The organism is Mycobacterium sp. pR1184 (genome assembly GCF_041287235.1).
In the GTDB taxonomy this organism is placed as follows: domain Bacteria; phylum Actinomycetota; class Actinomycetes; order Mycobacteriales; family Mycobacteriaceae; genus Mycobacterium.
Genome location: NZ_JBGGKR010000005.1, coordinates 47,789 through 73,844, shown reverse-complemented (window position 1 = coordinate 73,844; position 26,056 = coordinate 47,789). Strand labels below are relative to the sequence as shown.

At 67.4% G+C, this 26,056-nt stretch carries 21 protein-coding genes and 1 tRNA gene; 6 read left to right on the top strand and 16 right to left on the bottom strand.

Annotated elements, in window-relative coordinates:
* Positions 1–40: 40 nt before the first annotated feature.
* From ACAG21_RS10585 to ACAG21_RS10570, 4 genes are read right to left on the bottom strand one after another with little or no spacing between them, the layout of a single operon-like run.
* Complete coding sequence (locus ACAG21_RS10585; RefSeq protein WP_370495991.1) at positions 41–1,189, bottom strand: alpha-D-ribose 1-methylphosphonate 5-triphosphate diphosphatase; 1,149 nt, start codon at positions 1,187–1,189, stop codon at positions 41–43.
* 20 nt (positions 1,190–1,209) lie between these two features.
* Positions 1,210–2,292, bottom strand: coding sequence for a zinc-binding dehydrogenase (locus tag ACAG21_RS10580; RefSeq protein ID WP_370495990.1), 1,083 nt, complete (start codon positions 2,290–2,292; stop codon positions 1,210–1,212).
* Positions 2,289–3,710, bottom strand: coding sequence for an MFS transporter (locus tag ACAG21_RS10575; protein WP_370495989.1), 1,422 nt, complete (start codon positions 3,708–3,710; stop codon positions 2,289–2,291). The genes ACAG21_RS10580 and ACAG21_RS10575 overlap by 4 nt, the downstream gene beginning before the upstream one ends.
* Positions 3,707–4,399: an HAD family hydrolase gene (locus ACAG21_RS10570; RefSeq protein WP_370495987.1), complete on the bottom strand. Its 693-nt coding sequence runs from the start codon at positions 4,397–4,399 to the stop codon at positions 3,707–3,709. The genes ACAG21_RS10575 and ACAG21_RS10570 overlap by 4 nt, the downstream gene beginning before the upstream one ends.
* Positions 4,400–4,625: 226 nt before the next feature.
* On the opposite strand from ACAG21_RS10570, the gene ACAG21_RS10565 reads away from it, so the two are divergent.
* The gene (locus ACAG21_RS10565) at positions 4,626–5,354 is read left to right on the top strand and encodes a GntR family transcriptional regulator (RefSeq protein ID WP_370495986.1); all 729 of its coding nucleotides are present in this window, start codon (positions 4,626–4,628) and stop codon (positions 5,352–5,354) included.
* Here the strand turns inward: ACAG21_RS10565 and ACAG21_RS10560 are convergent, their stop codons facing one another.
* From ACAG21_RS10560 to ACAG21_RS10550, 3 genes are read right to left on the bottom strand one after another with little or no spacing between them, the layout of a single operon-like run.
* On the bottom strand, positions 5,355–5,984 hold the full coding sequence (locus tag ACAG21_RS10560; RefSeq protein ID WP_370495984.1) for an isochorismatase family cysteine hydrolase: 630 nt from the start codon (positions 5,982–5,984) through the stop codon (positions 5,355–5,357). It abuts the gene before it with no gap.
* Positions 5,981–6,577, bottom strand: a complete 597-nt coding sequence (locus ACAG21_RS10555) for a cytochrome b (RefSeq protein WP_370495983.1) — start codon at positions 6,575–6,577, stop codon at positions 5,981–5,983. The genes ACAG21_RS10560 and ACAG21_RS10555 overlap by 4 nt, the downstream gene beginning before the upstream one ends.
* Positions 6,574–7,695, bottom strand: a complete 1,122-nt coding sequence (locus ACAG21_RS10550) for a catalase family peroxidase (protein ID WP_370495982.1) — start codon at positions 7,693–7,695, stop codon at positions 6,574–6,576. Before ACAG21_RS10550 ends, ACAG21_RS10555 begins: the two co-directional genes overlap by 4 nt.
* Before the next feature lie 281 nt (positions 7,696–7,976).
* Here ACAG21_RS10550 and ACAG21_RS10545 point away from each other — a divergent pair, with 281 nt between their 5' ends.
* Genes ACAG21_RS10545 through ACAG21_RS10535 form a run of 3 tightly spaced genes read left to right on the top strand, consistent with a single transcriptional unit; the run spans position 7,977 to position 11,546 of the window.
* Positions 7,977–9,749 carry an amidohydrolase family protein gene (locus ACAG21_RS10545; protein ID WP_370495980.1) on the top strand — a complete coding sequence of 591 codons (1,773 nt, stop codon included), beginning with the start codon at positions 7,977–7,979 and terminating at the stop codon, positions 9,747–9,749.
* An 11-nt stretch (positions 9,750–9,760) separates the two neighbouring features.
* Positions 9,761–11,119, top strand: coding sequence for an SRPBCC family protein (locus ACAG21_RS10540; protein WP_370495979.1), 1,359 nt, complete (start codon positions 9,761–9,763; stop codon positions 11,117–11,119).
* A 49-nt stretch (positions 11,120–11,168) separates the two neighbouring features.
* The gene (locus tag ACAG21_RS10535) at positions 11,169–11,546 is read left to right on the top strand and encodes a hypothetical protein (RefSeq protein ID WP_370495978.1); all 378 of its coding nucleotides are present in this window, start codon (positions 11,169–11,171) and stop codon (positions 11,544–11,546) included.
* Positions 11,547–11,550: 4 nt separating this feature from the next.
* On the opposite strand, the gene ACAG21_RS10530 is transcribed toward ACAG21_RS10535, so the two are convergent.
* Entirely contained in the window at positions 11,551–12,216 is a 666-nt protein-coding gene (locus ACAG21_RS10530) for a response regulator (protein WP_370495977.1), read from the bottom strand.
* Positions 12,213–13,427 carry a sensor histidine kinase gene (locus ACAG21_RS10525; RefSeq protein ID WP_370495976.1) on the bottom strand — a complete coding sequence of 405 codons (1,215 nt, stop codon included), beginning with the start codon at positions 13,425–13,427 and terminating at the stop codon, positions 12,213–12,215. The genes ACAG21_RS10530 and ACAG21_RS10525 overlap by 4 nt, the downstream gene beginning before the upstream one ends.
* A 135-nt stretch (positions 13,428–13,562) precedes the next feature.
* Between ACAG21_RS10525 and ACAG21_RS10520 the strand changes: the two genes are divergently transcribed.
* Positions 13,563–16,403 carry an RND family transporter gene (locus ACAG21_RS10520; RefSeq protein ID WP_370495975.1) on the top strand — a complete coding sequence of 947 codons (2,841 nt, stop codon included), beginning with the start codon at positions 13,563–13,565 and terminating at the stop codon, positions 16,401–16,403.
* Between the two features lie 148 nt (positions 16,404–16,551).
* Here ACAG21_RS10520 and ACAG21_RS10515 read toward each other — a convergent pair whose 3' ends face one another.
* The 7 genes from ACAG21_RS10515 to ACAG21_RS10485 form a co-directional block, all read right to left on the bottom strand.
* Complete coding sequence (locus ACAG21_RS10515; protein WP_370496303.1) at positions 16,552–17,136, bottom strand: class I SAM-dependent methyltransferase; 585 nt, start codon at positions 17,134–17,136, stop codon at positions 16,552–16,554.
* Positions 17,137–17,204: 68 nt separating this feature from the next.
* Positions 17,205–18,728: a SulP family inorganic anion transporter gene (locus ACAG21_RS10510; RefSeq protein ID WP_370495974.1), complete on the bottom strand. Its 1,524-nt coding sequence runs from the start codon at positions 18,726–18,728 to the stop codon at positions 17,205–17,207.
* A gap of 309 nt (positions 18,729–19,037) precedes the next feature.
* Positions 19,038–20,366, bottom strand: a complete 1,329-nt coding sequence (locus tag ACAG21_RS10505) for a sensor histidine kinase (protein ID WP_370496302.1) — start codon at positions 20,364–20,366, stop codon at positions 19,038–19,040.
* A gap of 170 nt (positions 20,367–20,536) precedes the next feature.
* Positions 20,537–21,484, bottom strand: coding sequence for an NAD(P)/FAD-dependent oxidoreductase (locus tag ACAG21_RS10500; protein WP_370495973.1), 948 nt, complete (start codon positions 21,482–21,484; stop codon positions 20,537–20,539).
* Between the two features lie 25 nt (positions 21,485–21,509).
* Positions 21,510–23,300: a selenocysteine-specific translation elongation factor gene (gene selB, locus ACAG21_RS10495; RefSeq protein ID WP_370496301.1), complete on the bottom strand. Its 1,791-nt coding sequence runs from the start codon at positions 23,298–23,300 to the stop codon at positions 21,510–21,512.
* A complete protein-coding gene (gene selA, locus ACAG21_RS10490; protein WP_370495972.1) occupies positions 23,297–24,616 on the bottom strand; it encodes an L-seryl-tRNA(Sec) selenium transferase in 1,320 nt (439 codons plus the stop codon). Before selA ends, selB begins: the two co-directional genes overlap by 4 nt.
* Positions 24,617–24,637: 21 nt before the next feature.
* A tRNA-Sec gene (locus tag ACAG21_RS10485) sits at positions 24,638–24,733 on the bottom strand.
* 334 nt (positions 24,734–25,067) lie between these two features.
* On the opposite strand from ACAG21_RS10485, the gene selD reads away from it, so the two are divergent.
* Positions 25,068–26,051: a selenide, water dikinase SelD gene (gene selD / locus ACAG21_RS10480; RefSeq protein ID WP_370495971.1), complete on the top strand. Its 984-nt coding sequence runs from the start codon at positions 25,068–25,070 to the stop codon at positions 26,049–26,051.
* The last annotated feature ends 5 nt before the right edge of the window (positions 26,052–26,056 follow it).

The window sequence follows — 26,056 nt, the reverse complement described above, 5'->3', positions numbered from 1 at the left end:
TCCGCGGTCCGCTGGCTACCCGGTTTTCCGTTGGGACACATCACCAAAGGGCCGGACCGCTGACCTGACGGCCCGACGACCAGGTCGCAACGACGGCAGCCATCGGTTCGGTGCGCACCGCAACCAGATCGGCGGGTTGACCCGGTGTCAGCCCCCCGACATCGCCGCTCGACGATGCAACGACCTGGCGCGGATGCGTGGTGAGCATCGCCACCGCGGAGTCGATCGAGGCCACCCCCGCCTCGCTGATCGCCACGGCGGCCCGGGCCAATGACCCGCTGTGGTAGTCCGAGGTCAACACGTCTACCACGCCGGCTTCGATGGCATCTCGCGCGGACAGGTTGCTCAAATGTGAGGACCCGCGCCACGCGTTGGGTGCGCCCATGACGACGGCGAGTCCGTTATTGCGTGCTGCCGCAGCAGCATCCAAGGTCAGGGGGAACTCGCAGATGCTGGCCCGCATCGTGGCCGCCTCGATGACGGCGCCTTCGCTGTCCGGGTCGTGCGTGGCGAAGACCGTGTTGTGCGCCGCGGCGAACCGGGCGATCTGTCTGCGGCGCAACGGTGTTCCGGTGGCATGCCGGTGCAACGTCGCCAGCCAGCGGTTGAGTTCGTCGTCGTCCAGGCATAGCCTGGTCCCCATTGCCGGACGCCATGCCCGCTCGGTTTGGTATTGCCCCTGACCGGGGGTGTGGTCCATCACCGACAGCAGCCCGATCCGGCGGCCGTGCTGGCGCAACAGTTCGGCTGTGCCGTCCACTGATTCGGGGTCACTGACGTCGACGCGAAGATGGACCGGCACCGTCACCGGGAGTTCCTCCGCGACACGGTGCAGGGTCTGCAGCACGCAATGGGCACGGCGATATCCGTCGGCCGTGTCGGGTCCTTCGCCCACCGAGATGCACAAGTAGGGACGCACGACGCCATGGGCGACCGCATCTGTCGCGAAGTCCTCCAATGCGGCGTCGAGCGGTATCACCGTTGCGGGCCGGGGAGATTCGAAGCGCGGCAGCGAATCCGCGTGCAGGTCGGTGAAAGCGGGCCAAAGCTGCAAAGGCCGCAGATCGACTCGCGTCGCGTGGGGCGGTGGCCGGGTGTCGACGGAGCTGATGCAGCCGTCTTCGATCGTCACCCAACGGGGCCCGACGGCCTCGTCGTGGTCTACGTGTTCCGTAGTCCCGGTGACCACCCGGGCAGCTTGCAGACTAATCACGATGTGGGACAGACGGATTGACGTAGTGATCGCGACGCTGACGCGCTACGCAACGCGTCGTCGAGGTGATCGAGATCGGCCGCCGCCGACACCAGCTCGGCGAAGGGATAGCGGTCGTGGTGAGCGGCAAGGAAATCGACGGCAGCCCGAAGATGCTGGGGGCGATAGTTGTGCACTCCGGTGATTGTCATGAGATTTCGGACCAGATACTCGGGGTCGATCGATATGGGCTGACTGGCGGCCACCGATCCCGCGAGGACGGCCCGGCCCCCGACATCCAAGCTGGCGATGCAGGCTTCGACGGCCAGTGAGCTCCCCGACAATTCCAGCGCCACGTCGACCGGCGGAACGTCCTCGGGATCGCCGACAACCAGGTCGGCACCGAAGCTGTACGCCGTTTCCTGCCGCCCCGGGTCCGGATCGCATACCGCAACCCAGGCGCCGAGTGCATCGGCCATCGCAGCGGCGGTGACTCCCAGCATGCCCGCACCGGTGATCAGGATCCTGGTGGGATCGCGGTGGCGGTCGAGCTCGGCTGCGTCGAACACTGCCGCGACAGTCGCGGTAGCGCACGACGCGGGTGCGGCCACGGTGTCCGGCACGCTATCGGGCACCTCGACAATCGTGGTGCCCGGCAACAGCACACAGTGACTGGCGAAGCCGCCGTTGAGCGGCCAGGCGCTGTCGAGTGCCTCGTGACCGTACTTCTTCAGATGCAGGCACTTCTGTTCCAAGCCCCACACGCAATTTCGGCATCGCCCGCAGGATGCCGTGATGGACCACACGACCCGGTCTCCGACAGCCACCTCGGAGTCGTTGGGATAGCGGGGCCGCCCGCCGGAGCCGATGGCCACCACACGACCGACCTGTTCGTGGCCGAGGATGCCCGGATGCGGAGCGTCCCTGCGTCCGTTCACGGTGTGCAGGTCGCTCCCGCAGATGGTGGCCAAGTCGACCGCGACCAGGACCCGGCCGGGGCCCGGGTCGGTCGCCGCGCTGGTCGTCACCACGGTGATCGGCTGCCCTACCCCGTCCCACCGCGCATACCGCGCCGCCACGGCGCCGTTGACTGCCGTCATGCCGACACCGGTTGCGAGGTCGTCGGCGCAATCGCCTTGCGAGCGTGCCGTTTGCGTTGCCCTGGCTCGACGGTATCCAGCGCGACGTCCTTGGGCTCGGCCAGCAGCATCGTGGCGACGATGCCGAGCGCAAAGCACATGCCGGCGATCAGCACCGTCGGTCGCAGCCCCAAGTGGGCGAGGGCGACCGGAGTGATCAGGGCGCCCAGGAAGGCACCCACTTTCGCCGTCCCGGCCGAAATCCCGTGTGCGGTACTGCGGATCGCGGTCGGATACGATTCCGCGGCCAACAGCATGGTCGTGTAGTTGGGTCCGACGGCGATGCCGAACAGCGACAACCCGAAGACCACCGCGAACGGTGTCACCGTCGACGTCAGCCCCGGTATCGCGGCGATCAACGCCATCGACAACGCGGAGAGGCTGAATCCGATCATCTGAAGCGGTTTGCGGCCGATGCGGTCCAACAACGCCAGGCCGACGAGCGCGGCGACCAGGCTGAAACACACCACCAGCGCGGCGTTGATCGCCATGTTGGTGACGATGCTGGTGTGTGGCGCAATGCTATTGATCAGCAGCGGCTGGCTCACCGAATTTCCGTACACGGCAACATTGAAGAAGAACCAGCTACCCGCGGTGCCGAGCAGGGTCAGCTGAAAAGAACGGGAGCGCAAGGCTTTCCACAATGTCACCGACTCGGGCGCGCGATCAGCAGCCGCTGCCGCCACCGTGCTTCCGGAGAACACGCTCAGATCCCGAGCCGCTCGGTCGGCATCGCCGGCCACGACCAGGGTCCACCGCGGGGATTCCGGCATGTGCCGGCGATTCCACAGCACCAGCAATGACGGGATCGCCCCGAGGCCGAGAATCAGCCGCCAGGACAGCCCCGGCGACGTGCCCACAGCGACGATGACAAGCGCGACCACGTAGGCCGCGACCTGACCGAAAACGTAGAACAGAAAGGTCAATCCGACCAGCCGACCGCGATTTCGCCGGTTCGCGTACTCGGTCATGATCACCCCGGAGGCCGGATAGTCGCCGCCGATACCGATTCCGAGAACGACACGGGCGATCAGCAGGCTGATGAAGTTCGGCGCGAAGGCCGAGGTGAGCGCACCGATGATCATCAGCACCGCCTCCAGCCCGTACACCCGCCGGCGGCCCAACACATCCCCAAGGCGCCCGAACAGGAATGCGCCCACCGCGACCGCCAGCAGGGTCGAACTGGTCAGCGCTCCGACCTGTCCGGCCGACAGGTGAAATTCGGGCTTGACCAACAAGGTCACCGTGCCAATGACGTTGAGATCGTAGGAGTCGGTGAAGAATCCCATGCCTGCGGTGACGGCGGCCTTCAGATGAAACCGGCTGACCGGCGCATCGTCGAGCCGCGCACGCACGCCGGCGCTGTCCAGCGTCGTCATCGCGACACCGCCTGGTGATGGGCGTCGATACAGGCGACCAGGTCGGCGACCGAATCCAGCACGTGGGTGTGCGGCACGGTCGCGAAGTCGGCGTCACCGTGTGCCCCGGTCCGGACCCCGGCCACGATCGCCGCTCCGGCGCGCGAACCCGCCCACAGGTCGCTGGTGGTATCGCCGGCGACGGCGATCTGGTCGACGGCTTCGGTTCCGGTGCGCAGCAAAGCCGTGAGGATCATGTCGGGATAGGGCCGCCCGCGGCCGACGTCCGCGGGTGACAACGCATGTGTGATCAAGTCGCCCCACCCCAGGGCCGCGATGATGTGGTCGCGAGTGGACGGGGCAAAGCCCGTCGTGAGCACGACGGCACAGCCGGATCCGCGGAGCTTTTCGATGGTCTCGGCGGCCTGCGGAACGGGCACCACCCCGTTGCTCTGGATGGCTTCGATGTAGGCCGCTTCGAACGCGGCGTTGGCCGCCTGCGCGCGCTGCACGTCGCCGTCGAAGATGGCCCGAAACACCTCGATCTTCGACTGTCCCATCGTCTCGTGGACATAGCGGACGGCCGCCTGATAGTCGGGGCTGCTGGTAGACAACCCTGCCGACGACAGGGACGCGTCGAACGCGTCCGCTACGGCGCCGTCGTCGAGCACCGTGGTGCCCGCCATGTCCAGGCAGGCCAGTCTGATCATGTCCGTCTCCTCTGGGCGCCAGCGTCGGGCAGGTAGGTCGGCGCCGGGCATCCGAGTACCGCACCGAGCGTTGCTGAAACCGTCTGGCTGAGCCCTGGCGCGACGGCTTCGCGTAGGTGTACGAAAGGTGAACGTTGACGGCCGATTTCGTCGCAGTTGTCCGAACAACTCGACGATCGTCGTTCTCTGGCAAAGCGCGAGCATCCGCGCGGCGTTAAGGTGCGCTGTGGTCGCCGACCCGAAATACCGCTCGATCGCCCGAATCCTGGAAGCAGAGATTCGCGAATTCAACGACGGGCAGCGGGTCCCGAGCGAAAACGAGGTGGCCCAGCGTTTCACCGTCGCCCGCTCGACCGCGCGTGCCGCGCTGCAGTACCTGACCGCCCGCAACGTGATCCGCCGGGTGCGCGGAGCCGGCAGCTTCGCCACCCACCGCATCGACTATCCGATCGACGCGGAACGCGCGCCCTCATGGAGCGCCACGGTGCGCGCGGCCGGCGCCTCTCCCCGAAATGTGGTGCGCACCTGCGTCCAGCAGCTGCCGCCCGCGGAGATCGCCGCCAAACTGCAACAGCTGCCTTCGGATCCATGTCACCGTCTGGTGCGGCTGTCGTACGTCAACGATTTGCCCGCAGCGTGGGGGATCGAATGGGTGCCCGCCACTCTGGTTCCCGACCTCGCACTGGCGATGCGCGCCAACGACTCGCTTCACGAAGTCCTTACCAACGCCGGCCTTGCGCCGCGACGGTCGTGGGTGCACGCCAGCACCGAGATATTCGAAGGCGAAGTCGCCGACCAACTCGACGCGCCACAGTCCAGCCTCGGTTGGTACATCGAGAGTCTCAACGTCGATGACCGCACGTTACGGCCGGTGTCGATCACACAGCGGTGGTTGCGCGCCGACACCGTTCGGGTCACCTTCGACAGCGCGGTCAACAGCCGGGTCGGCCGTTGACTAACGCGCCGAAATGTTGGCGACGACTTCGTCGGTGGTCAGAATCGCGTTGGCATAGTTCGGGATGTTGACCTCCAGAGCCGCGCGCATTTCCACATCCGAATAGCTCGCCGTCGCGTCCTTGACCATCGTGACGTCGTATCCGAGTTCGGCGGCGAATCGGACCGTCGCCTCCACACAGGTGTGAGCGATCAGGCCGACGACGATCAATTTATGGATACCGTGCTGTTTGAGCAGGAGATCCAAATCAGTGTTGGCGAATCCACTCGAGCACCAATGTTCTTGGGCGACAACGTCGCCCGGTCGAGGCTCGAAGTCGGGATGCAGCTCGCCACCCCAGGTTCCGTACTCGAATGTCTTACGCGACCACGCGGCCCGCTGGATCGGCGCGGTGTACCTCCAGGTCTCGTAGTCCCCGGAGCGGTACCGGCGATGCAGCGCGTAAAAGACCCGGATGTCCGCAGCCCGCGCCGCATTGAGGGTTTCACGCATGTGCTGAACACATCCGTTGGCTTCGGCGACGGCCTTGAGGCGATCCCACACCTTGCCGCCTTCGGAGATGAAGTCGTTGTACGGATCGATCACGAGAAGGCCGGTGCGGTCGGCCTCCTGCGTCACGGCGTGACTCACGAACCGGTCTTACTGCCTTGGCCCGCAGCGCGGAATCTGCGGGGCCACAGCGCCATTCGATCGAGCAGACCATCGCGCAACACCAGCGTGTGAAACAACACCGCGCACATGTGGGCGGTGAACGCGGCGAACAGCAGGAAGGCGAAGACCCCGTGGCATTCGCGCAGCACCGCATACAGATCGAGGTTCTGCGGTGCGATGCCCGGCAGGCGGATCGGCCCCACCATGGTGACCGGCAGTCTCGCGGCCGACAGGGTTGCCCATCCGATCAGCGGCTGTGTCAGCAGCAACGCGTAGAGCGCGTACTCCGACCACGTCGCTATCCGGCGCTCGGCACGGCTCATCGTGGCCAGAAACGCCGGCGGGCGGTGCGTGAGCCGGTTCGCCAGCCGCACCACCGCGAAGATCAGGATGGCCACGCCCAACGGCCGGTGGATGGCCAGCAGCAACGGGTAGTAGCTCAGCGAAGCGATCATCGTCACGCCAATGAGCAACTGCACGATGACCATTGGCGCCATCGTCCAGTGCAGTATCCGGGACGGAATTGTGAAACGTGCTGGCGTGCTCGTTGTTTCGAGTTTTTCGTCGGTCATGAGCGCACCTGGCCGACATTGACCTCACTGGGCGACTTGGGTTCCTCGGCACGACGGGTGAACGAGCGCGCGTATACAGCCGACCGCGCAGCCAGTAACGGGTCGTCGGACACGGCGATGCCGTCGGGTAACACGGTCGGGTCGAAGTTGATGTCGCGTGCGTTGCCGGCTTCCTCGGTCTGCACCGCGTCGATGGTGATGGTGCCCGCGTCGATCGACCTGCGCGATGGCGGCCAGGCCTTGGTGGCGTCGCTGGTCGGGTCGCCCGGTTCACCGATCGTGAGAATGAGTTTCCAGGTCAGCGGCCGCTGCGCGACCGCACGGATGACGTCGTCGAACAGGTAGTCCTTGCCCGACGATGCCGGCGCAGCGGCCTGCTGCGCAACCGCCGACCAGCGCACCGGGACCGTCGCACCGGCACTGTTGGTGAAGAAAAACGCGTTCAGACCGTGAAACGTGCTGTCCGCGAACCCCACACTGGGCGGCGTCTGCTTGATGACCTTCAGCGCCGCGACGGTCTCGGGATGGCGCTCGAGGAATGCGGCCATCTTCTGGGGATCGGGCTTGCCCGTCGCGGGAACGGGCTTGGACGCGAGCAACCGTTCGTAAAAGCCTTCCGGCGTGCGGTCGGTGAAGACGGGGAAATTCACCATCGCGGTGCGCCACTGCTGGCCGTTGGGCACTTGGAACACCAGCCCGAATCCGCGGACGGTGTCTGGCTTGTCGCTCTGGTCAGGCAGGCCACCGCCCAGCGAAAACCTGCCGATCAGCGGCACGTTTCCGGGCCGGAACACCGTCGCCCGGCATACCGCCGCCCCCGCGCCGTTGCTCGCGAACGATCCCGTGGCGCTGAGGCCTTTGGCATGGTTCCGCCGGAAACCGTCGTGGCGGCCGAAGACGTGTTCGAACCGATCGGCGAAGCGCGGCGGGGTCAGCGTGTCGGGCCGCAGCCAGCCGCCCGCGTACGCGAATCCGCCGACGTCCACGGCGGCGACGCCCGCCACCGCGCCCATCCCCAGCAGCGCGCCGCGCCGGGAGAGGGCGCCGAAACGGCGTTGGCTGGGTTGTGGTTCAGCGGGCCGATTGTCCGGCTCCTGATCGCGATCAGCGGGCTCCATGGCCCACCGTCCTTTCCGGTCTGCCGCAGCGTGGAACTAAGTCGCTGAAGGCAATTCAATCCAGGGGCTGTTGAGGTGCGCAACTCCTAGGCGTTACCGACGCGCACAATGCGGACCACGACTCGGCGCACGGTTTCGTTCAACTCGGGCCAAGACCTTCACTATTTACGCTCCGAGGCGTAGCGTAATGGACGGCCGAGGCCGGGCGTTCCCCGGTCTCGTGTCCACCATCTCCGGCCAGCCAGCCCCATGGCTACCCCGAACAGACTCGGAGGACACTCGTGTTCGACCTCAAGATCACCGGTGGGACTGTGGTCGACGGCACTGGCGCCGAGCGCTACACCGCCGACATCGGTATCAGGGACGGCCGGATCGTCGACGTCGTCCGTCGCGGTGCCAACGATCCCACGACGGGCGGCTTGGAAACAGCCCCGGCGGCCGAAACCATCGATGCGACAGGGCATGTTGTCGCTCCCGGATTCGTCGACATCCACACCCACTACGACGGCCAGGTGAGCTGGGACGGCTTGCTCGAGCCGTCCAGCGGCCATGGTGTCACCACGATCGTGACCGGCAACTGCGGCGTCGGTTTCGCGCCGGTGCGGCCCGGCAGCGAGCAGTGGCTGATCGAGTTGATGGAAGGGGTCGAGGACATCCCCGGCACCGCCTTGACCGAGGGCATCGAATGGGGCTGGGAGACCTACCCCGAATACCTCGACGCGATCGGCAAACACAAGTTCTCGATCGACGTCGGCAGCCAGGTCGCCCACGGCGCCATTCGTGCCTACGCGATGGGCGAGCGCGGGGCCCGCAACGAGCCGGCGACACCCGACGACATCAAGGCGATGGGCCGGCTGGTGACCGAAGCGATCGAGGCCGGCGCGCTCGGCTTCTCGACGTCGCGCACGATGGGACACCGAGCGATGGATGGCGAACCCGTCCCGGGCACCTACGCGGCCGAGGATGAGCTGTTCGGTCTCGGCCGGGCCATGGCGGCCGGCGGCCAGGCGGTGTTCGAGCTGGCACCGCAGGGGTCCGCGGGTGAGGACATCGTCGCACCCAAGAAGGAGCTCGACTGGATGCGGCGGCTGAGCGCCGAGATCGATCGACCGGTGTCGTTCGCGCTGATCCAGGTGGACGCCGACCCGAACCTGTGGCGCGAGATGCTGGATCTGTCCGCCGACGCCCACGCTGCCGGCGCCCGGCTTTACCCGCAGGTCGCGGCGCGCCCGTTCGGCATGATGATCGGCTTCCAGGGCCACCACGGCTTCAGCCACCGGCCCACCTACCGCCGGCTGAAGGCCGAATGCAGCCGCGAGGAGCTCGCGCGGCGGCTGGCCGAGCCCGCGGTGAAGGCCGCAATCCTGTCCGAGGACGACCTGCCCGCCGACCCGAGCCTGCTGTTCGACGGCATGTTCGCGTTGGTGCAGCACTCGCTGGGCCGGCTCTTCGCGCTGGGCGATCCGCCCGACTACGAGCCCACCGCCGACCGCACCGTCGCGGCCATCGCCAAGGCACGCGGCGAGGACCCGCTGTCGACGCTGTATGACCTGATGCTCGAGCGGGACGCGACGGCGATGCTGATGCTGCCGTTGTTCAACTACGCCGAGGGCAACCACGACGCGATCCGCGAGATGTTGCTGCACCCCGCCGGCGTGCTCGGGCTGTCCGATGGCGGCGCCCACTGCGGGATGATCTGCGATGCCTCCTATCCCACCTTCCTGCTGACGCACTGGGCGCGCGACCGGCACCGCGGCGACAAGCTGGCGCTGGAATACGTGATCCGCAAGCAGTCTCGCGATACCGCGCACCTCTTCGGGCTGACCGACCGCGGCACCATCGAGCCCGGCAAGAAGGCGGACATCAACGTCATCGACATGAACGCGTTGCGACTGCATCCCGCGGCGATGGCCTTCGATCTGCCGGCCGGCGGCAACCGGATCCTGCAGGGAGCCAGTGGGTACGCGGCGACGATCGTCAGCGGAACCGTGACCCGTCGCAAGGACGTCGACACCGGAGCCCGGCCCGGTCGCCTGGTGCGCGGAGCACGTTAAGGACTCGGTCAGTGACCGCGGCTGCCGGCAATCCGGCGCGCACCCGGGACGAGGATGCGATCGGCACCCCGCCCGAGCGCCCGACGCTGGTGCCCGTCGAACGCTACTACTCGCCGGCATTCGCACAGCTCGAAATCGAGCGGATGTGGCCGAAGGTATGGCAGGTCGCCTGCATGGTCGACCACGTCGCCGAACCGGGCGACTACTTCGAATATCGCTGCGGCCCTTACGGAGTGCTGATCGTCCGCGGTGACGACGGCGCGCTGCGGGCATTCCAGAACGCCTGTCGCCATCGCGGCAACTCGCTGTGCACCGGCTCGGGTTCGGGACTGCGCGAGCTCAAATGCGGCTATCACGGTTGGACGTGGGATCTGGCCGGCACGCTCAAGCGGGTGCCGAACCGCAAGGGCTTCGGCGCCCTGCACATGTCCGACTTCCCGTTGGTTCCGGCCAAGGTCGACAGCTGGGCCGGCCTCGTCTTCGTCAATCTCGACGCGGGTGCGATGCCGCTGATCGAGTATCTGGAGGCGATACCCGATGACATCGCCTGGTGCCATTTGGAGGACTTCCGCTGCTACGCGACCCTCACGGTCGACGTCGAGGCGAACTGGAAGACGATCGCCGACGGGTACAGCGAGACCTACCACATCCAGACCCTGCACCCGGAATTGCTGCGCTGTATCGACGACATCCATGCGCCACAACAGATCTGGGGTCACACGGGTAAGTCCGACCAGCCCTACGGTGTGCAGAGCCCACGCTTCGACGGCATACTGAGCGACGAAGAAGTCTGGGACGCTTACGTATACACCCAGGGTGCGCTGATGGGCGCGGCCGAAGGCACCCCCTTCCCCGCCGACGAACGCCGGCCCGGACAGACGGTGCAGGAACTGATCGCCGAGCGCACCCGGGATTTCGCGGCCAGCCGGGGAGTGAACCTGGACTGGGCCGACACCGACCGGATTACCCGGCTTCACCAGTACAACGTGTTCCCGAACATGACGTTGCTGGCCAACGCCGACCACCTGACGATCATGTGCTCGCGCCCCGGCTCGACCCCCGATGAAGGCGAGTTGGTGATGTTCTTGATGACGCGGATGCCGCCAGGGGCCCCGCGCAACAAGCCGACGGATGTTCGGGTGAACGCCGGGGAAGCCGAACCCGGCCTGGTACTCACCCAGGACATCCGGGTGCTGCCGGGCTTGCAGCGGGGCATGCACCAACCAGGATTCACCCACCTCGTGCTCTCCGGCGAGGAGCGTCGGGTGATCAACATGCACCGCAATCTGGAGCGCTACCTCGACCTACCGGAATCCGATCGGATGACCGGGGGCATAGGAGAACCCGGCACATTCGCGTCGACAATTTAATCGGCGAGCGCCCCCCGAAAGCGCCGCCACGGGTCTAGACTTCCGGCTTGTGACGACCGCGTCGAATCCCTGTGGTGACGAACAAGGGCAGCTGCCACACCGGTTGCATATGCAGTATCAGATCGTCGGTCAGCGGCGGGCGCGGCGGATGTGCCGGTCTTTCGCGGACGTGGGTGTCGATACCGGGCCGGTTCGTCTACAGCAGATGCTCGCGGGCATGCCGGTCACCGAAGGCGAAATGACCGACGTCAATTTCGCTCTCATCGCGACGCGGATCAAGCGCGACGAGCGCAACGCGAAGCGCAAGCAACTCCAGCGTCAGGGCACCCGCTCGCTGATGTTCGCCGGGATGATTCTGCTCGTCCTGAACTTCTTGTTCTGCCTCGCCTACCTGATGCTCAACCTGACCGACCAGGCCCCGCTGTAGGGCTTCAGCGCGGCGCGACGATCCCGTTGTCGTAGGCGTAGACGATCGCTGCCGCACGGTCTCGCAGGCCGAGCTTGCCGAAGATCCGGCCGATGTGGCTTTTGACGGTGACCCCCGAGATGCAGAGTTCGTTGGCGATCTCGGTGTTGGAGAGACCTTTTCCGATCAAGGTAAGGACGTCGAGTTCACGGCTGGTCAACTCCGCGATGTCGATCGTGCGCGGGGTCTCGGCCGCGGTGCGGTAGGTGGTGAGCACCCGCGAGGTGACCGCAGGGTCTAGATAGCTTTCACCCCGGGCGACGGCGCGCACGGCACGGATCAATTCCTCGGCGGAGGAGTCCTTGAGCACGAAACCGGCACACCCGGCGCGCAGGGCGCCGGAGAGCAACTCGTCCTCGTTGAACGTCGTCAGCGCGAGCACCGGTGGCCCGCCGTTGAGTCTACGGGTGGCCTCGATGCCGTCCACCCGTCGCATCCGCAGGTCCATCACGATGACATCGGGCCGGTGCTCGGCCACCGCGGCCGGCACCTCGTCACCGTCGGCACATTCGGCGACGACGACGAACCCGTCCTTGCGGCGCAGGATCCGGCGCAACCCCGACCGCACTAGATCCTGGTCGTCGACGAGCAGGACCGCGATCTCCGCGGTCTCGGCAATATCGGGGCTCACAAGGTGCACCACGGCGGACGCCAGCCGGGATCGCCTTCTTGTAGCGGTATCTCCGCGCACACCGACCATCCGTCGAGGGTCGGGCCGACGTCGATCACGCCGCCCAATAGCTCCACGCGCTGACGCATGCCGCGCAGACCGCGGCCGTCCGAGGACTGCGCACCTACTGCGGCCGCCAGCCGATTACTGACCGCCAGCCGCGCTGACTTCAGCGAAATATCTAGCACCACTTCGGATTTCGAGTCAGCTGCGTGTTTGGCGATGTTGGCCAACGATTCCTGCGTGATGCGGTACAGCGCGAGGCCGACCGCGGCCGAGACCCGCTGGGTGGGACCTGCGATGCGCAGGGCGACGGCCAGGCCCGCGCGGTCGAAGTCCTGAACCAGAATGCCGATGTCGTCGATCCCGGGCTCGGGGGTGAATTGCGCGGCTTTCTTAGGTCCGCTGTCCAGCAGACCGACGGTGCGACGAATGTCGGCCATGGCCTGCCTGCCGAGTTGCTCGGCCTGCTCGAGGGCTTCGACCGCGTCGTCGATATCGCGATCTTGCTGCAGCGCGCGCCGCGCCCCGGTCACGTGCAACAGCGTGACCGAAAGCGAGTGGGCGATGACGTCGTGCACTTCGCGGGCGATGCGCCGTCTCTCGTCGGCCGCGGCATGCTCGGCCAAAGCCTCATGCGCACGAATCTGTTCGGCCAGCAGCAGCCGTTGTGTTCGCATCAGATAGCCGAGCAGCCAACCCGCCGCCACGAAGCCCAGGTACAGCGGCACCGCGTCGAGCCGGTGCGCCGCGGCAGCGGCCAGCAGCAGCGCCACCGCCGACGTCGCCGACAGGACGCCGCCCGGGACCGAGGCCAATGTCGCGACCGCCAGCACCATCAGGACCAATAGGGACGGCGCGAAATCGTTGTGTACCGGCGTCGACGTGGCGAACAGCATCAACGCGGTAGCCGTTGACCAGGCCAGCCACAACGGGGCCGCGGAGAGCTTCATATTGAAGACGAAGAAGGTCGCCGCCGGCGACATCGCGAGCAGGAACGCGATCAGCGCGACGAGAAGGTCGGTGGTGGGTCGTTGCCATGCCGCTATCACTGCGCCCGCCACTACCGTGACGTCGACCGAGATCAATGACGCCCAGGTGATGCCGAGGGGAATCAGCTCACCTTTGCGACGTATCCGTTCCACCACGAAGGCCGCAGCGCCCTGCAACATCGTCCAATGGTAAAAGAGTGCACCGCGTGCCCACATCATGCCGGGGTCGGTACCGGTCTCCGCCCGTAGTAGGAGACAAAGACCGCACTTGGGCAGGACGCGCCGGGGCCGCCCGTCGACTTAGCGTCACAAGGCATGACATGGAGGGGAATGCTCGCGCGTCTCACCGGCCGATCCGCACTCTTGATCGTCGGACTGTGGGTATTGGCCGCAGTCGTCGGCAATCTGACGGTGCCGCAACTGGAACGGGTGATCGACTCGCATTCCCGGTCCTTCATGCCCGCCGACGCGCCCAGCTCGATCGCAGCTTCCCGCGCCGCCGAGTTGTTCGGCCAGCAGCCAAGCAACAACTTCATTTACGTTGTGCTGGAACGCGATCAGCGCCTGACGCCGCCTGATCGCCACTACTACGATGCTCTGACGGCGGCGTTGGCCGCCGATCGGCGCCACGTGGACGCGGTGACGGATCTTTGGTCGAAGCCCGCGGCCGCGGCAGGTGCGCAGAGTTCCGACGGGCACGCGGTCCGGGTAATGGTGCGGCTGGTAGGCATGCTCGGCACGTCGCAAGCACGCGATTCGATAAGCGTCGTGCGCAAAACCGTTGCCGCCCTGGGACCGCCGGCCGGCCTACACGTCGACGTCACCGGCCCTGGCGGAACCATCGTCGACGAATTCACCGCTATCGATCGCCAGATGCTCGCGATCACTGCCGCCACCGTCGCGCTGATCCTGCTGCTGCTTCTGCTGGTGTACCGCTCGCCTGTCGCCGCCGCGATCCCGCTGTTGTCGGTCGGCCTCGGGCTCTCCGTGGCACGGCCGGTGGTCGCCGCGCTCGGGCAGGCCGACGCGGTAGAGGTGTCGATCTTCTCGGTGGCGCTGATGGCGGCGATGACATTGGGGGCCGGTACCGACTACGCGATCTTCTTGATCGGCCGCTATCACGAGGGCCGGCGCCGGGCCGTGGCTCCTGCGCCGGCCCTGACGGATGCCTACCGCGCCGTCGCTCCGGTGGTGGTCGGGTCAGCGTTGACCGTCTCGGTGGCCCTGGCGTGTCTGGGGTTCGCCAGGGTTGGCATGTTCCGCAGCGCGGGAATCCCCTGTGCTATCGGCATTCTGGTGACGATGGCGGCGGCATTGACGCTGACGCCCGCGTTGATGGGGCTGGCGGTGCGGCGCGGTTATCTGGAGCCCAGACCGTCGCGGACGGCGCGACGGTGGCGCCGCGTTGGGGCGGCGGTCGCTCGCTGGCCCGGCCCGATCCTGGTCGCCGCGGGCGGGCTGACCCTGGTGGCGGCACTGCCGCTGGCGGGTCTGCAGATCGGCTGGAACGAGCCCGCGGCCACGCCGTCGTCCAGCGAATCCAACCGCGGCTACGCGTTGAATGACACGCATTTCCCGGCCAATTCGCTGTTGCCCGATGTCGTGACGATCCAGGCCGATCACGACCTGCGCAATCCGGCGGGCCTGATCGCGATCGAACGGATCACCCGGCAGATTATGGCCGTACCGGGCGTGCGCGCGGTGCAGTCGGCCAGTCGGCCCGATGGGAAAGTGCCCGATCAGGCGACCTTCAGCTACCAGGCCGGCGTGCTGGGCCATCAGTTCGGCGAAACGGTGGACTCACTCACCCAGCGCCTGAACCGGATCTCGGAGCTGGACAACGCACTGGCGCAGGCGCAGGTGGCGGTGGACCGGCTGGGCAGCGGATTGCGCCGTGGTGGTGCGGGATTGGCGGATATGTCGGCCGCCGCAGACGACATGCGCAGCGGCATGGACGGGGTGCAACACACCGTGACGACGGTGTCGGGCTACCTCGACCCGCTGCGGGGCTTCGTGGCGGGGACCCCGGACTGCGTCGCGAATCCGCTGTGCTCGACGGTCGACCGGCTGATCAAACCCGTCGACAGTCTGATGCAGGATTCGACGCGACTCGGCGACGGCGCCGCCAAGCTCACCAGCGGGTCAGCAACCACCGCTCGGGCGATGGCGGGCCTACCGCAAACCGTGTCTTCGATGAACAGTGCTCTGGGGCAAGCGCGTTCTGCCACCCACGAACTGCTGGGGCTTTCCGAGGCGCTCGGGCCCCAGATGCATCAGCTGACCGATTACCTGACCGAGATCGCCAACGAGTTCCAAGGCAGCGCGGCGGCGGGCTTCTACCTTCCGCAGCGGGCGTTGAGCGATCCGCAATACGTCGATGTGCTGCACCAGCTGGTGTCCACCGACGGTCGCGCCATCTATCTCCTGGTGTACGGCGACGGTCAAGAGTGGGGCGGCGATGGCGCTCAGCGCGCCGACCAGGTGCGCACCGCCATCAAGGAAGCCACCAAGGAGGGAACCCTCACCCCGACAGCGGTTTACCTGGCCGGCGTAGGGCCGGTGACCACCGATCTGCAGCGCTTTGTCGCCCGTGACATGGCATTGCTGGTGGGCGCGGCACTGGCGCTGATCTTCGTGATCATCATGATCATGCTGCGCAGCCCGGTGGCCGGACTCGTTGTCGTCGGCACCGTCGTCGCCTCCTACGCGTCGGCGCTCGGGATGAGCGTCCTGATCTGGCAGGACCTGTTGCATCGCGACTTACATTGGGCGGTAGCACCTATCGCGTTCATCGCGCTGATCGCCGTCGGTGCCGACTACAACCTACTGCTGGCCTTGCGTATCAAACAGGAGGCGGCTGCGGGTCTGCGAACGGGCATCATCCGAGCGTTCGGCGGCACCGGCGGGGTGGTCACCACCGCCGGGATTGTCTTCGGTCTCACGATGCTGGCGTTGATGGGCAGCAGCGTGCTCAGCATCGCCCAGATCGGCACCACGATCGCGGTCGGGCTGCTGGTGGATACGCTGGTGGTGCGGGCACTGGTCGTACCGTCCATCGTGGCACTGCTGGGCCGGTGGTTCTGGTGGCCCGGTGGCATTGCCCCCCGGATCACAACGCGCGTGAAAGTGCCTGAACGCGAGCTGGTTCGGCTATAGGCGATCATCCTGGGCTTTGCGCGTGCGTTCTCGGCGTGGAGTGTCCGGGCGCCCGGGGCTTTTGGTGTGCCTTCAAGGCGGCGACACGCCGCACAGTCACCGCCGTGAGCGCACACTCAAAGCCGCTGCCGCACAGCAGAAGCGGCGCTCAGTCCGGTCTGCGAAAGCGCACGATGTCGTGCCATCGATTGCCGCTCGCTTGCACGAATTCGAAGTTCTCGGGCTCGACCAGATCGCGCAATTCCCGCACGCTCATTCGGTCGGGATCGCTAAACCCTTCGGCGAACACGAGTTGCCCTCCCGGCTTCAGCACCCGGCCCAGGGAACGTATGCAGGCCGGCTTGTCGGGCACCTCGCCGATCACCGCGGCCACGAACGCGACGTCGAAAGTGGCTTCCGGGTAGGGAAATCCGTCGCTCGCTTCCCCGGTCGTAAAGCCGACGTCATGGAATCCGGCCCGCTCGAGCTGCCGCCGCGCCTTGTCCAGCATCTCGGGTTGGAGGTCGAACAGGTCGAGTCGGCCGTAGGTGAGACGCCGGGCGATCTGCACGCTGTAGAAGCCCGGGCCAGGCCCGACTTCCAGCACGTGCTCGGTGCCGGTGAGGCCGATGCGGTCGACCCTGCGTGCCGGGTTGGACAGCGCCCTGCGGATCGGATTGTTGAGCAAGAATGCCGCCTGATGCGGATAGGGAGCGGCGCCTTGGTGGCGGAGCTTGTAGAGCAGAGGATCCATCCAGGTCGTCGACATCACGCCTCCTAACTCGTCGTCGAAGTTAGGGTACCCTAAGTAAACGGTCAGCACTAGCCCGTCTTCGGAGCCTCACAAGTCGATGTCAGGCGTCCGACTTCGGTCACGCCATGGATCCGCACCGTTCCACCCGTCGCGTGGTGCTGCTGTTGCCAATCGTTAATCGCTTGGTGCGCAGCGTAATCCAAGTAGCTCACCAGCAGATGCACGGTCACCGTGGTGCGCTCGGGGACCGATGCCAGCACGCGAGTCAGCCTGGGCAACGCGAGAAACGTGCACGCACCCTCGACAACGACCCGCCATTCGTCGCCCACGTACGTCGCCTCGACCTTGGTCCAGATCACCCGCCAGGCGGTCAAGACGATGGCCAGGGCGAGTCCGATCATCACGCCGTGCAGCAGGTTGAGGAACACGACCGCGACAATGGTCACCAGATAAACGGTCAAATGCCCTGTCCTCATGGCTGTTTCAATATGCGCCGGCTGCAGCAGCTGGATGCCGATGACGATGAGCAGGCCGGCGAGAGCCGCGGCCGGAATCTGCTCGACCAATTCCGCAAACGGGATCGCGAACAAAAGGATCCACAAGCCGTGCATGATCGCCGAGGCGCGCGTCTTGGCCCCCGCGTTGACATTGGCCGCGCTTCGCACGATGACACCGGCGATGGGAAGTCCGCCGGTCGCGCCGGACACGATGTTGGAGGCGCCCTGCCCGATCAGCTCGCGGTTGAAGTCGGTGCGTGGTCCGTGGTGCATCCGGTCGATCGATACCGCCGTCAGCAGGCTCTGCACACTGGTGATGAGTGTCACGGTAATGATGCCGACGACGACCGCACCCCAATTTCCATGCGGAATGGTCGGCAGCCGAAGCGCTTCGGCCACCGAGCCGTCCAGCTCGATCCGGGAGACCCGGAACGGGAAGATCAGCGAGACAGCGGTCACCAGCACGATGGCGACCAGCGGTCCGGGAACCGCGGTCACTTTGGGAGGAGCCCAGCGCCAGGCGATCAGGATGCCGATCACCAGCATTCCCAACAGGACTCCGGGCCGATGCGCGTTCACGATTTGTTGTGGCAACTCAACGACATTGCGCCAGGCCGTGCTTTTCGACTCACCGCCGAGCAATACATGGGCCTGCTGAAGTGCGATCGTGATGCCGATGCCAGCCAGCATCGCGTGCACGACGACGGGCGAGATTGCCAGGGCGGCACGCGCAACCCGGCTGAATCCCAACAGGACTTGCATGGCGCCGGCCACGGCGGTGATGAAGCACGTTATTCCCCAGCCGAATTCACCGATCAGGTCGGCCACCACGACAGTCAGCCCAGCGGCGGGGCCACTGACCTGCAGCGGCGAACCACCCATCGCACCGCCCACAATTCCACCCACGATCGCGGCGATCAACCCGGCCAATACTGGCGCATCGGATGCGATCGCGATGCCCAGGGACAGCGGCAGGGCGACCAAGAAGACCACGAGTGAGGACGACAAGTCGTGCCGAAGCACCGGGCGCAACCGGTCTCTGCGTGACGCAGCATGCTCGATAGTTCGTCCTTCGGCCTGTTCGATGAGTGGCATCGGTACCTCGCTGGTTGGGTTTGCGCGGGCGACGCTGCGGTACCGCTCCCACCTGCGATAGCTGACGTCGACGTAACAGGCTGATACACAGGCGATTACGCTCTGTCGCCAACTCCGTTGTTTGGCTGGGACCGCCTGGCTTGCATTTCGACGGTATGTGCGACGTCAGCGCGGGTCAACCGGACCAGCCGGTCGCATATGGAATGCAAATTTTTGGCTCGCGCTGTGACGAATTCGCGATTCACCGCAACAATGAGACTTCAGCTTGCACTAAAACGTGTGGCCTGCTGCATATTTCATATCGTTGATTCAGCAAGGGCCGCGGCCGTCACCTGCCAGCCTGAGCAGAAGTCGGGTTCCGCCCAGCGGGCTGGCGTGCAGGGAGGCGTTGCCGCCGTGCAATTCTGCTTGTTGGGCAACCAGCGCCAGCCCTAGCCCGGAACCCGACCGCGATGCCGTCGAGCCGCGGGAGAAGCGTTCGAATACCGCGGTACGTTCGGATTCCGGAACGCCCGTGCCGTTGTCGTCGATCGCGATTTCGACGCCTTCAGCCGAACTGCTCACGGTGAGTTGAATATTGGTGGCACCACCGTGCTTGACGGCGTTGGCAATCGCGTTGTCGATCACCAGCCGCAGACCCGTCGGCAACCCCACCATCAAGACGGTGGGCGACGGCACCAGCGAGACCTCCACGTCGGGGTAGATGCGCAGCGCATCGTGCGCGGCACGATCCAACAGCTCGGTGATGTCGAACGGCACAAAGTCGTCGACGGTGGTCAGCTGTCCCTGCGCGAGTCGCTCCAGCGCCGTCAGCGTTGCCTCGATGCGGCTCTGGGTTCGGATGACGTCGCCGATGATCTCCTCACGCTGCTCGGCGGGCAGCTCGAGAGTGGACAGGACCTCCAGGTTCGTGCGCATGGCGGTCAGCGGGGTGCGCAGCTCGTGTGAAGCGACCGCGGCGAAGTCGCGGGCAGACTCGAGTGCCGCCTTGGTGCGTTGCTGTTCGTTGCCGATGCGGTCCAGCATCTGCTCGACCGCATCGGCGATCTCGACGGCTTCCCGCACACCGCGGACCTGAACCTCGTCGGGACTGGACTGTGCGTTGATAGCGCGGGCTTGCCGGGCCAGTAGGACGAACGGGTTGACCATGATCAACGAGATCACCCACCCAACCAGCAGCGTCGCCGTGATTACGCCGGCGCAGATCAACAACACCCGCAGATGCTGCTGGTTGATCCGATGCTGCGCCTCGGCCAGTGGTGCGGCGAGCGCGATCGCGACCGGACCAGCGTTGAACGTGCGGACGCGGTATTGCACGCCGTTGATCGTGGTGTTCGCATAGCCGTTGGCGAGTTTGGGCAAGACGATGTCGCTGGGCACGGACACGGTCAACGCCCCGATGCGCGCGGTGCGCACCAGGTTGCCGTCCGGCGTGGGCCGATCGGGACTGTTTTGGTGCGGGCTGTTGAGCAGTGTGTTGATGTCACCGAGGCTGCTCACGGAGTCCAGCCTGCGGTCGAGCTGGCTGTATTGCTCGTTGGTGATACCAATCCAGACCCACGCGGCCAGGGCGAGGGCAAAGCCGATCACTCCCAATTGCGCAACGATGACGATGGTGCGCAACGACAAGACCCGCATCGGCAGTCGAATTTTTCTCAACGCGCGAATGGTGGGCTCCCTTACTGAGCTAGTACTGCTTCGCGACCATCATGGCCCATTGCTCGTTCGCCGGACCGCTCAACCGCGGGACACCGAAAGACAGGTTCCACCGTGCATCTGAAATATGCTGCAGCGCAACGCTACTCGATTCAGACCAGGTTCAATTCGCTCGGTAACCCCGCACTGCAAGCGGCCTCGGCGAGCAGCTCCCCGAGCAACGGCCCGAACTTCATCAGGTTGTTGCCGACGAAACCGACCACGCGGCCGCGGCGGACCGCCTTCCATCCATCTCCGCCCGCGTCGAGCCACGGCGCATGCACCGTGAAGCAATCCACCTGCCCCACTGGCGACAGCGACGGAAAGAGCGCACGCACCCCGGCCGCCTCCGGTATCGGCTGACCGAACGCCCACCGGCCGGTGCTGCCCAGTGGCAGCCCGTAGCCCTCGGGTGCCGCCAGGCAGGCGGCGCCGGTGGCGTCGGCGCCCTCGTACGTGTAGCGCGTGTGCGGGGTGAGCTCGACGTCGAGCGGGCCCAGCAGCTCCGGTGTCTGTGCTCCCACGCACACCAGAACCTCATCGCCCCGCGTCACGGTGCCATCCGCGAGACGGACCGAGCCGTCGTCGCCGAGCGAAACGACCTGGCCGCGCCTAATCTCCACCCGCGCCGCCAAGGCGCTCAGAGCACGGCGAGTGCGCAGGCTGCCACCGAGCGGATCGAAGATCCCGGCCCCCCAGGGCGGCGTGACAAACGGTATCCGGGCCTGGATCTGGTCGCGGTCGAGCCACGAGAATTCGGCGCCGGCCTCCGTCATCGCCGCGGCGGTCTGCTCGGGTGGGGCCGCCGCGACGAAGCCTTCGGAACCGAGCAGCCGCCCCACGCCGAGCTCGCTCTCCCACCGCTGCCAGCCGGCGCGGGCCCGGATGGCGAGCCGGCATAGCGCGGGGCGCTGATGGGCGATGCGGAAGATGCGCGCCAGACCCGCGGACAGTTCGGAGAACGGTTCGCCGCGTTCGAACACGACCGTCGGCTCTCCGCGCTTGGACAACTCGTAGGCAGCAGCGAGACCACATATGCCGGCACCAACCACAACGATCACGTAAACGCCTCCCCCACAATCGGATTCATCGCACCACCTCGCGATGGCCGGCGTCGAGCCGGCGGGTCCAGCCCCGCGCGTCGAGATGTTCCAGCAACGGGATCGCCACCCGTCGAGTGGTGTTGAGTGCTTGGCGCGCTTGGCTGGTGGTGAACGGCTGCGCCAACTGCGCCAACTCCCGCATCGCCAGGGCCGGCGCATTAGGCAGCAATACGACGCCGTCGCGCAGCCGCAGCACCCGCCCGGCGCGCTCGGCCGCCGCCAGCTCGCGGGCGGACAGCTGCAGCGCCGCCAGATCGTCGGCCTCCGGCGCATCGAAAGGCTCGGCCCGCAGTCGCGCTTCCAGTTTGCCCACGGCGGCCTCGGCCTGACCGAGGTCGTCGCGAGCGCCGGGCACCCGGATGTGGCCGCCCCGCTGCTCCAGTCCCGCGTCGCGGGTGACCCCGTCGAGCAGCGACTCGTCCGGCAGGGCCAGCAGGTCACGTGCTGCACCGCGAGATAGCCCTTCTGCCAACGGGTCTCGATCATGCAGTTCCTCGACCGCGGCGCGCAGCCGCTGCTGCCAGGCCTGGTACGTCGCGGCGTGCACCCACCAGCCGTCGAGCACCCGCACGCTCTCGGGTATCGCGGATGACACGAACCCCAGCCGGCTCAAGTGGCTCTCGCGCACCGCGCCGCGGCGGGCCACCTCGGCGCCGACGTCGCCGGCCGCGTCCATCGCGCTCAGCACCGCGGTCCGACGGGTGCCGTCGCCGCGCCGCCGCAGCACCGGAGGATCGGCGTCGAGCACCAGGGCGCCGCCCAGGACCCGCTGGCCGCCCGGGTCGCGCAGCACCAACCGGTCGCCGAGCACCAGCGGCAGTGGCCGGTCGAGCGTGAGCCGGCCATGGTCGTCGTCGAACGGCCGCAACCGCGCGGGCACCGCCGCGGTGCCGACGTGCACGACCAGCTGGGCCGCAGCCTCGGTCAGCGGGCCGCCGGTGGTGCGGCGAATATCGAGCGTGCCGGTGCTCGCCCACGCCCCAGGGGTGACCAGCGCGCTCCCCCGTTGGATGACGTCGCGCGGGACGCCACGCAGGTTCAGCGCGACCCGGGCCACCGGTCCCAACCGCGGGTAGGGCTCGCCGCGGCTCTGCAAACCGCGGATGACGACCGCTTGCGGCCGGTCCGCGCCGAGCACGTTCAACCGGTCGCCACGCGCCAGGGTGCCGGCCGCGAGCGTGCCGGTCACGACGGTGCCCGCGCCCGTGATCGTGAAGGACCGATCGACCCACAACCGCACCCGAGCGGTGGTCTCGGGTGCGGGCAGCTGCTCCACGACGCGGTCGAGGGTGGCACGCAGTTCGGTCAGCCCGGTCCCGTCGACCGCGGACACGACGACACCGGGGGCATCCCGCAGCCCGGTGCCGGCCAGTTCGTCGCGCGCCTGCGCCAGCACCCCGCTCGCACGGTCCGGCGCGCGGTCGGCACGGGTCACCACGATCAGGCCGTACCGGATGCCCAGCGCCGCGAGCGCGTCGCGGTGGTCACTGGACTGCGCCTGCCAGCCCTCGTCCGCGGCGACGACGAAGCAGACCACCGGCGTGGGACCCAGGCCCGCCAACGTGTTGGCCAGGAAGCGCTGGTGTCCGGGCACGTCGACAAAGGCCACCTCGCGGCCCGACGGCAGGGTGGTCCAGGCGAAGCCCAGGTCGATGGTCAGGCCGCGGCGTCGCTCCTCCTCCCACCGGTCGGGCTCCATGCCGGTCAGCGCACGGATGAGCGTGCTCTTGCCGTGATCGACGTGGCCGGCGGTGGCCAGGACGTGGGTGCTCAGCGGTCCGCCTCGGCCGTTTCGGTTAACGCGGCGCGTACCGCTGTCAGCAGACGATCGTCGTCGGATTCGGGGATGCAGCGCAGATCCAGCAGGCAGGCGCCGTCGTGCACCCTCGGCAGCACCGCGGGCTCACCCGCGCGCAGGGCAGCCGCCGCGGATTCGGGGAGGCGGACCGCCCAGCCGGGCAACGGGACGCCGGGGGCGCCGCCGCCACCGACTCGGCCGTCGTGCGCGACGACGGAGGCGCCGACCGCCTCGGCCAGACGCCGCGCGCGGGCCCGCAGTCGTTCGGGATCGGCGTGCAGGGCCTGGGTCACCGGAGAGGTGCCGGCCCGGACCGTCGCCTCCAGCGCGGCGAGGGTGAGCTTGTCGGCTCGCACGGCGCGCGCCAGCGGATGCCGCGCCATCCGGGCGACCACATCGCTGCGGCCGAGCACGATGCCCGCCTGCGGGCCGCCCAGCAGTTTGTCGCCGCTGGCGGTGATCACGTCGGCACCCTCGGCCAGCGCGGTGGCGGCGTCGGGCTCCTCGGGCAGCAGCGGATCGGGCGCCAGCAGCCCGCTGCCGAGGTCGACGACCAAGGACACGTGCTTCTCGTCGGCCAGCGCCCGCAGCTGCGACACCGCGACGGCGGAGGTGAACCCCTCCACCCGGAAATTGCTCTGGTGCACCTTGAGCACACATCCGGTGTGCGGCCCGATCGCGTCCGCGTAGTCCTTCAAGTGGGTGCGGTTGGTGGTCCCGACCTCACGCAGGCGGGCGCCGGTGGATGCGATCAGGTCGGGCAGCCGGAATCCGGCACCGATCTCGATCAGCTCGCCGCGACTCACCACGACCTCGCCGCCTGCTGCGAGCGCGGTGGTCGCCAGCACCAGCGCGGCGGCGCCGTTGTTGACCACCAGCGCGTCCTCGGCGACGGGGCAGACATCTAGCAGCGCCTGGCGAAGGGCGACCGCGCGCTTCGAGCGGGTGCCCGTCGCGAGGTCGAGTTCCACGTCGACGTAGCCGCTCGCGGACACCAGTGCCTCGATCGCGCTCGCGGCCAATGGCGCCCGGCCCAGGTTGGTGTGCACGACGACGCCGGTGGCGTTGAGCACCGGGCGCAGCTTCGTGTTGCGATGCGCGGCCAGCGACGCCAGCACCGCGTCTTGCACCTGTTCGGGCGCCAGGTCGCCGCGGCGGGCCCGGTCCTGAATGTCGCGCACCACGTCCCTGACCGCGTGCTCGCCCAGCCGGCTTCGCGCCTCCTGCACCGGCGGAAGCGAAAGCAACTGATCCGTGCGCGGAATCAGGCGGCGCGGGTCGACCTGTGTCACGTGCCTCCTCGCGTCCAGGGCTGGCGGAGGCGGACGGGAATCGAACCCGCCAGACCGAGATACTCGATCTCACCGGTTTTGAAGACCGGGGGGACCACCAGGAACCCAAACGCCTCCATGCACAAACTAGCGGGGTCAGCGCCGATACCGACGAGCCCGCCCGGGTTGCCCATCCGCCACGGTGGCCGCCGCCGGGTCCGGGGTCAAAGTGGCCACCGCCGTCGGCGGGGTCGAAGTGCCCGCCTCCGAGCGACAAAACCGCCGGGCGGCGTTGACTGTGCGGCGGTAGGAGTTGGGTGTGCGGATGCGGCGGCCTCACCCGGCGTGTCGCCGCCGTGGGCGCACATTCGACGCCAGGAACGCACCCGCGAGCATCAATGTGACGACGTTGATAGTTGTCGCTATGAGGCGGGCAGATGGTGAGCCCGCCCGCTCCTCGTAGGCTCGTGACATGACCCAGACGCAGACCCGGCTGACCGGTTATGCGCACGGCGGTGGCTGTGCCTGCAAGATCCCGCCCGGCGAGCTGGAAGAGGCGGTGCGCGGCCTGGCCGGACAGACTCACGGCAATGTTCTGGTCGGACTCGACGACGGCGACGACGCGGCCGCGGTCTTGGTCGGCGACATCGCGGTGCTGTCCACGGCGGACTTCTTCACGCCGGTCGTCGACGACGCCTACGACTGGGGTCGAATCGCCGCGGCCAACGCGCTCTCCGACGTCTACGCGATGGGCGGGCGCCCGGTCGTCGCCATCAACCTGGTCGGCTGGCCGCGCGATGTACTGCCACTGGAGCTGATGACCGAGGTGCTGCGCGGCGGGCTGGCGGTGGCCTCGGAGGCCGGCTGCCCGGTGATCGGCGGCCACTCCATCGACGATCCGGAGCCCAAGTACGGCATGGCGGTGACCGGCGTGGCCGACCCGAAGCGGTTGCTGCGCAACGACGCCGCCGAACCCGGGCTTCCGTTGACCCTGACCAAACCGCTCGGGGTCGGGCTGCTCAACAATCGGCACAAGCAGACCGGCGAGGTGTTCCCGGAAGCGATCGCGACGATGGCCCGGCTCAACCGCGACGCCGCCGAGACCGCGGTGGCAAACGGCGTGCACGCGGCCACGGATGTGACGGGCTTCGGGTTGCTCGGCCATCTGTACAAGATGTGCCGGGCCTCAAAGGTGGGCGCGGTCATCGACCGCGGCGCGGTGCCGGTACTCGATGCCGGCCGAGCGGCGCTGCGCGACGGGTTCGTCTCCGGCGGGTCTCGGCGCAACCTCGATTGGGTGCGGCCGCATCTGCGTCCCGGCCCCGGCGTGACCGAGGATGATCTCCTGCTGCTCGCCGACGCGCAGACTTCGGGTGGCCTGCTGGTGGTGGGCGAACTGCCCGGTCACCCGGTGATCGGGCATACCGTCGCCGGCGAAGGCATCGAGGTGCGCTAGTTAGC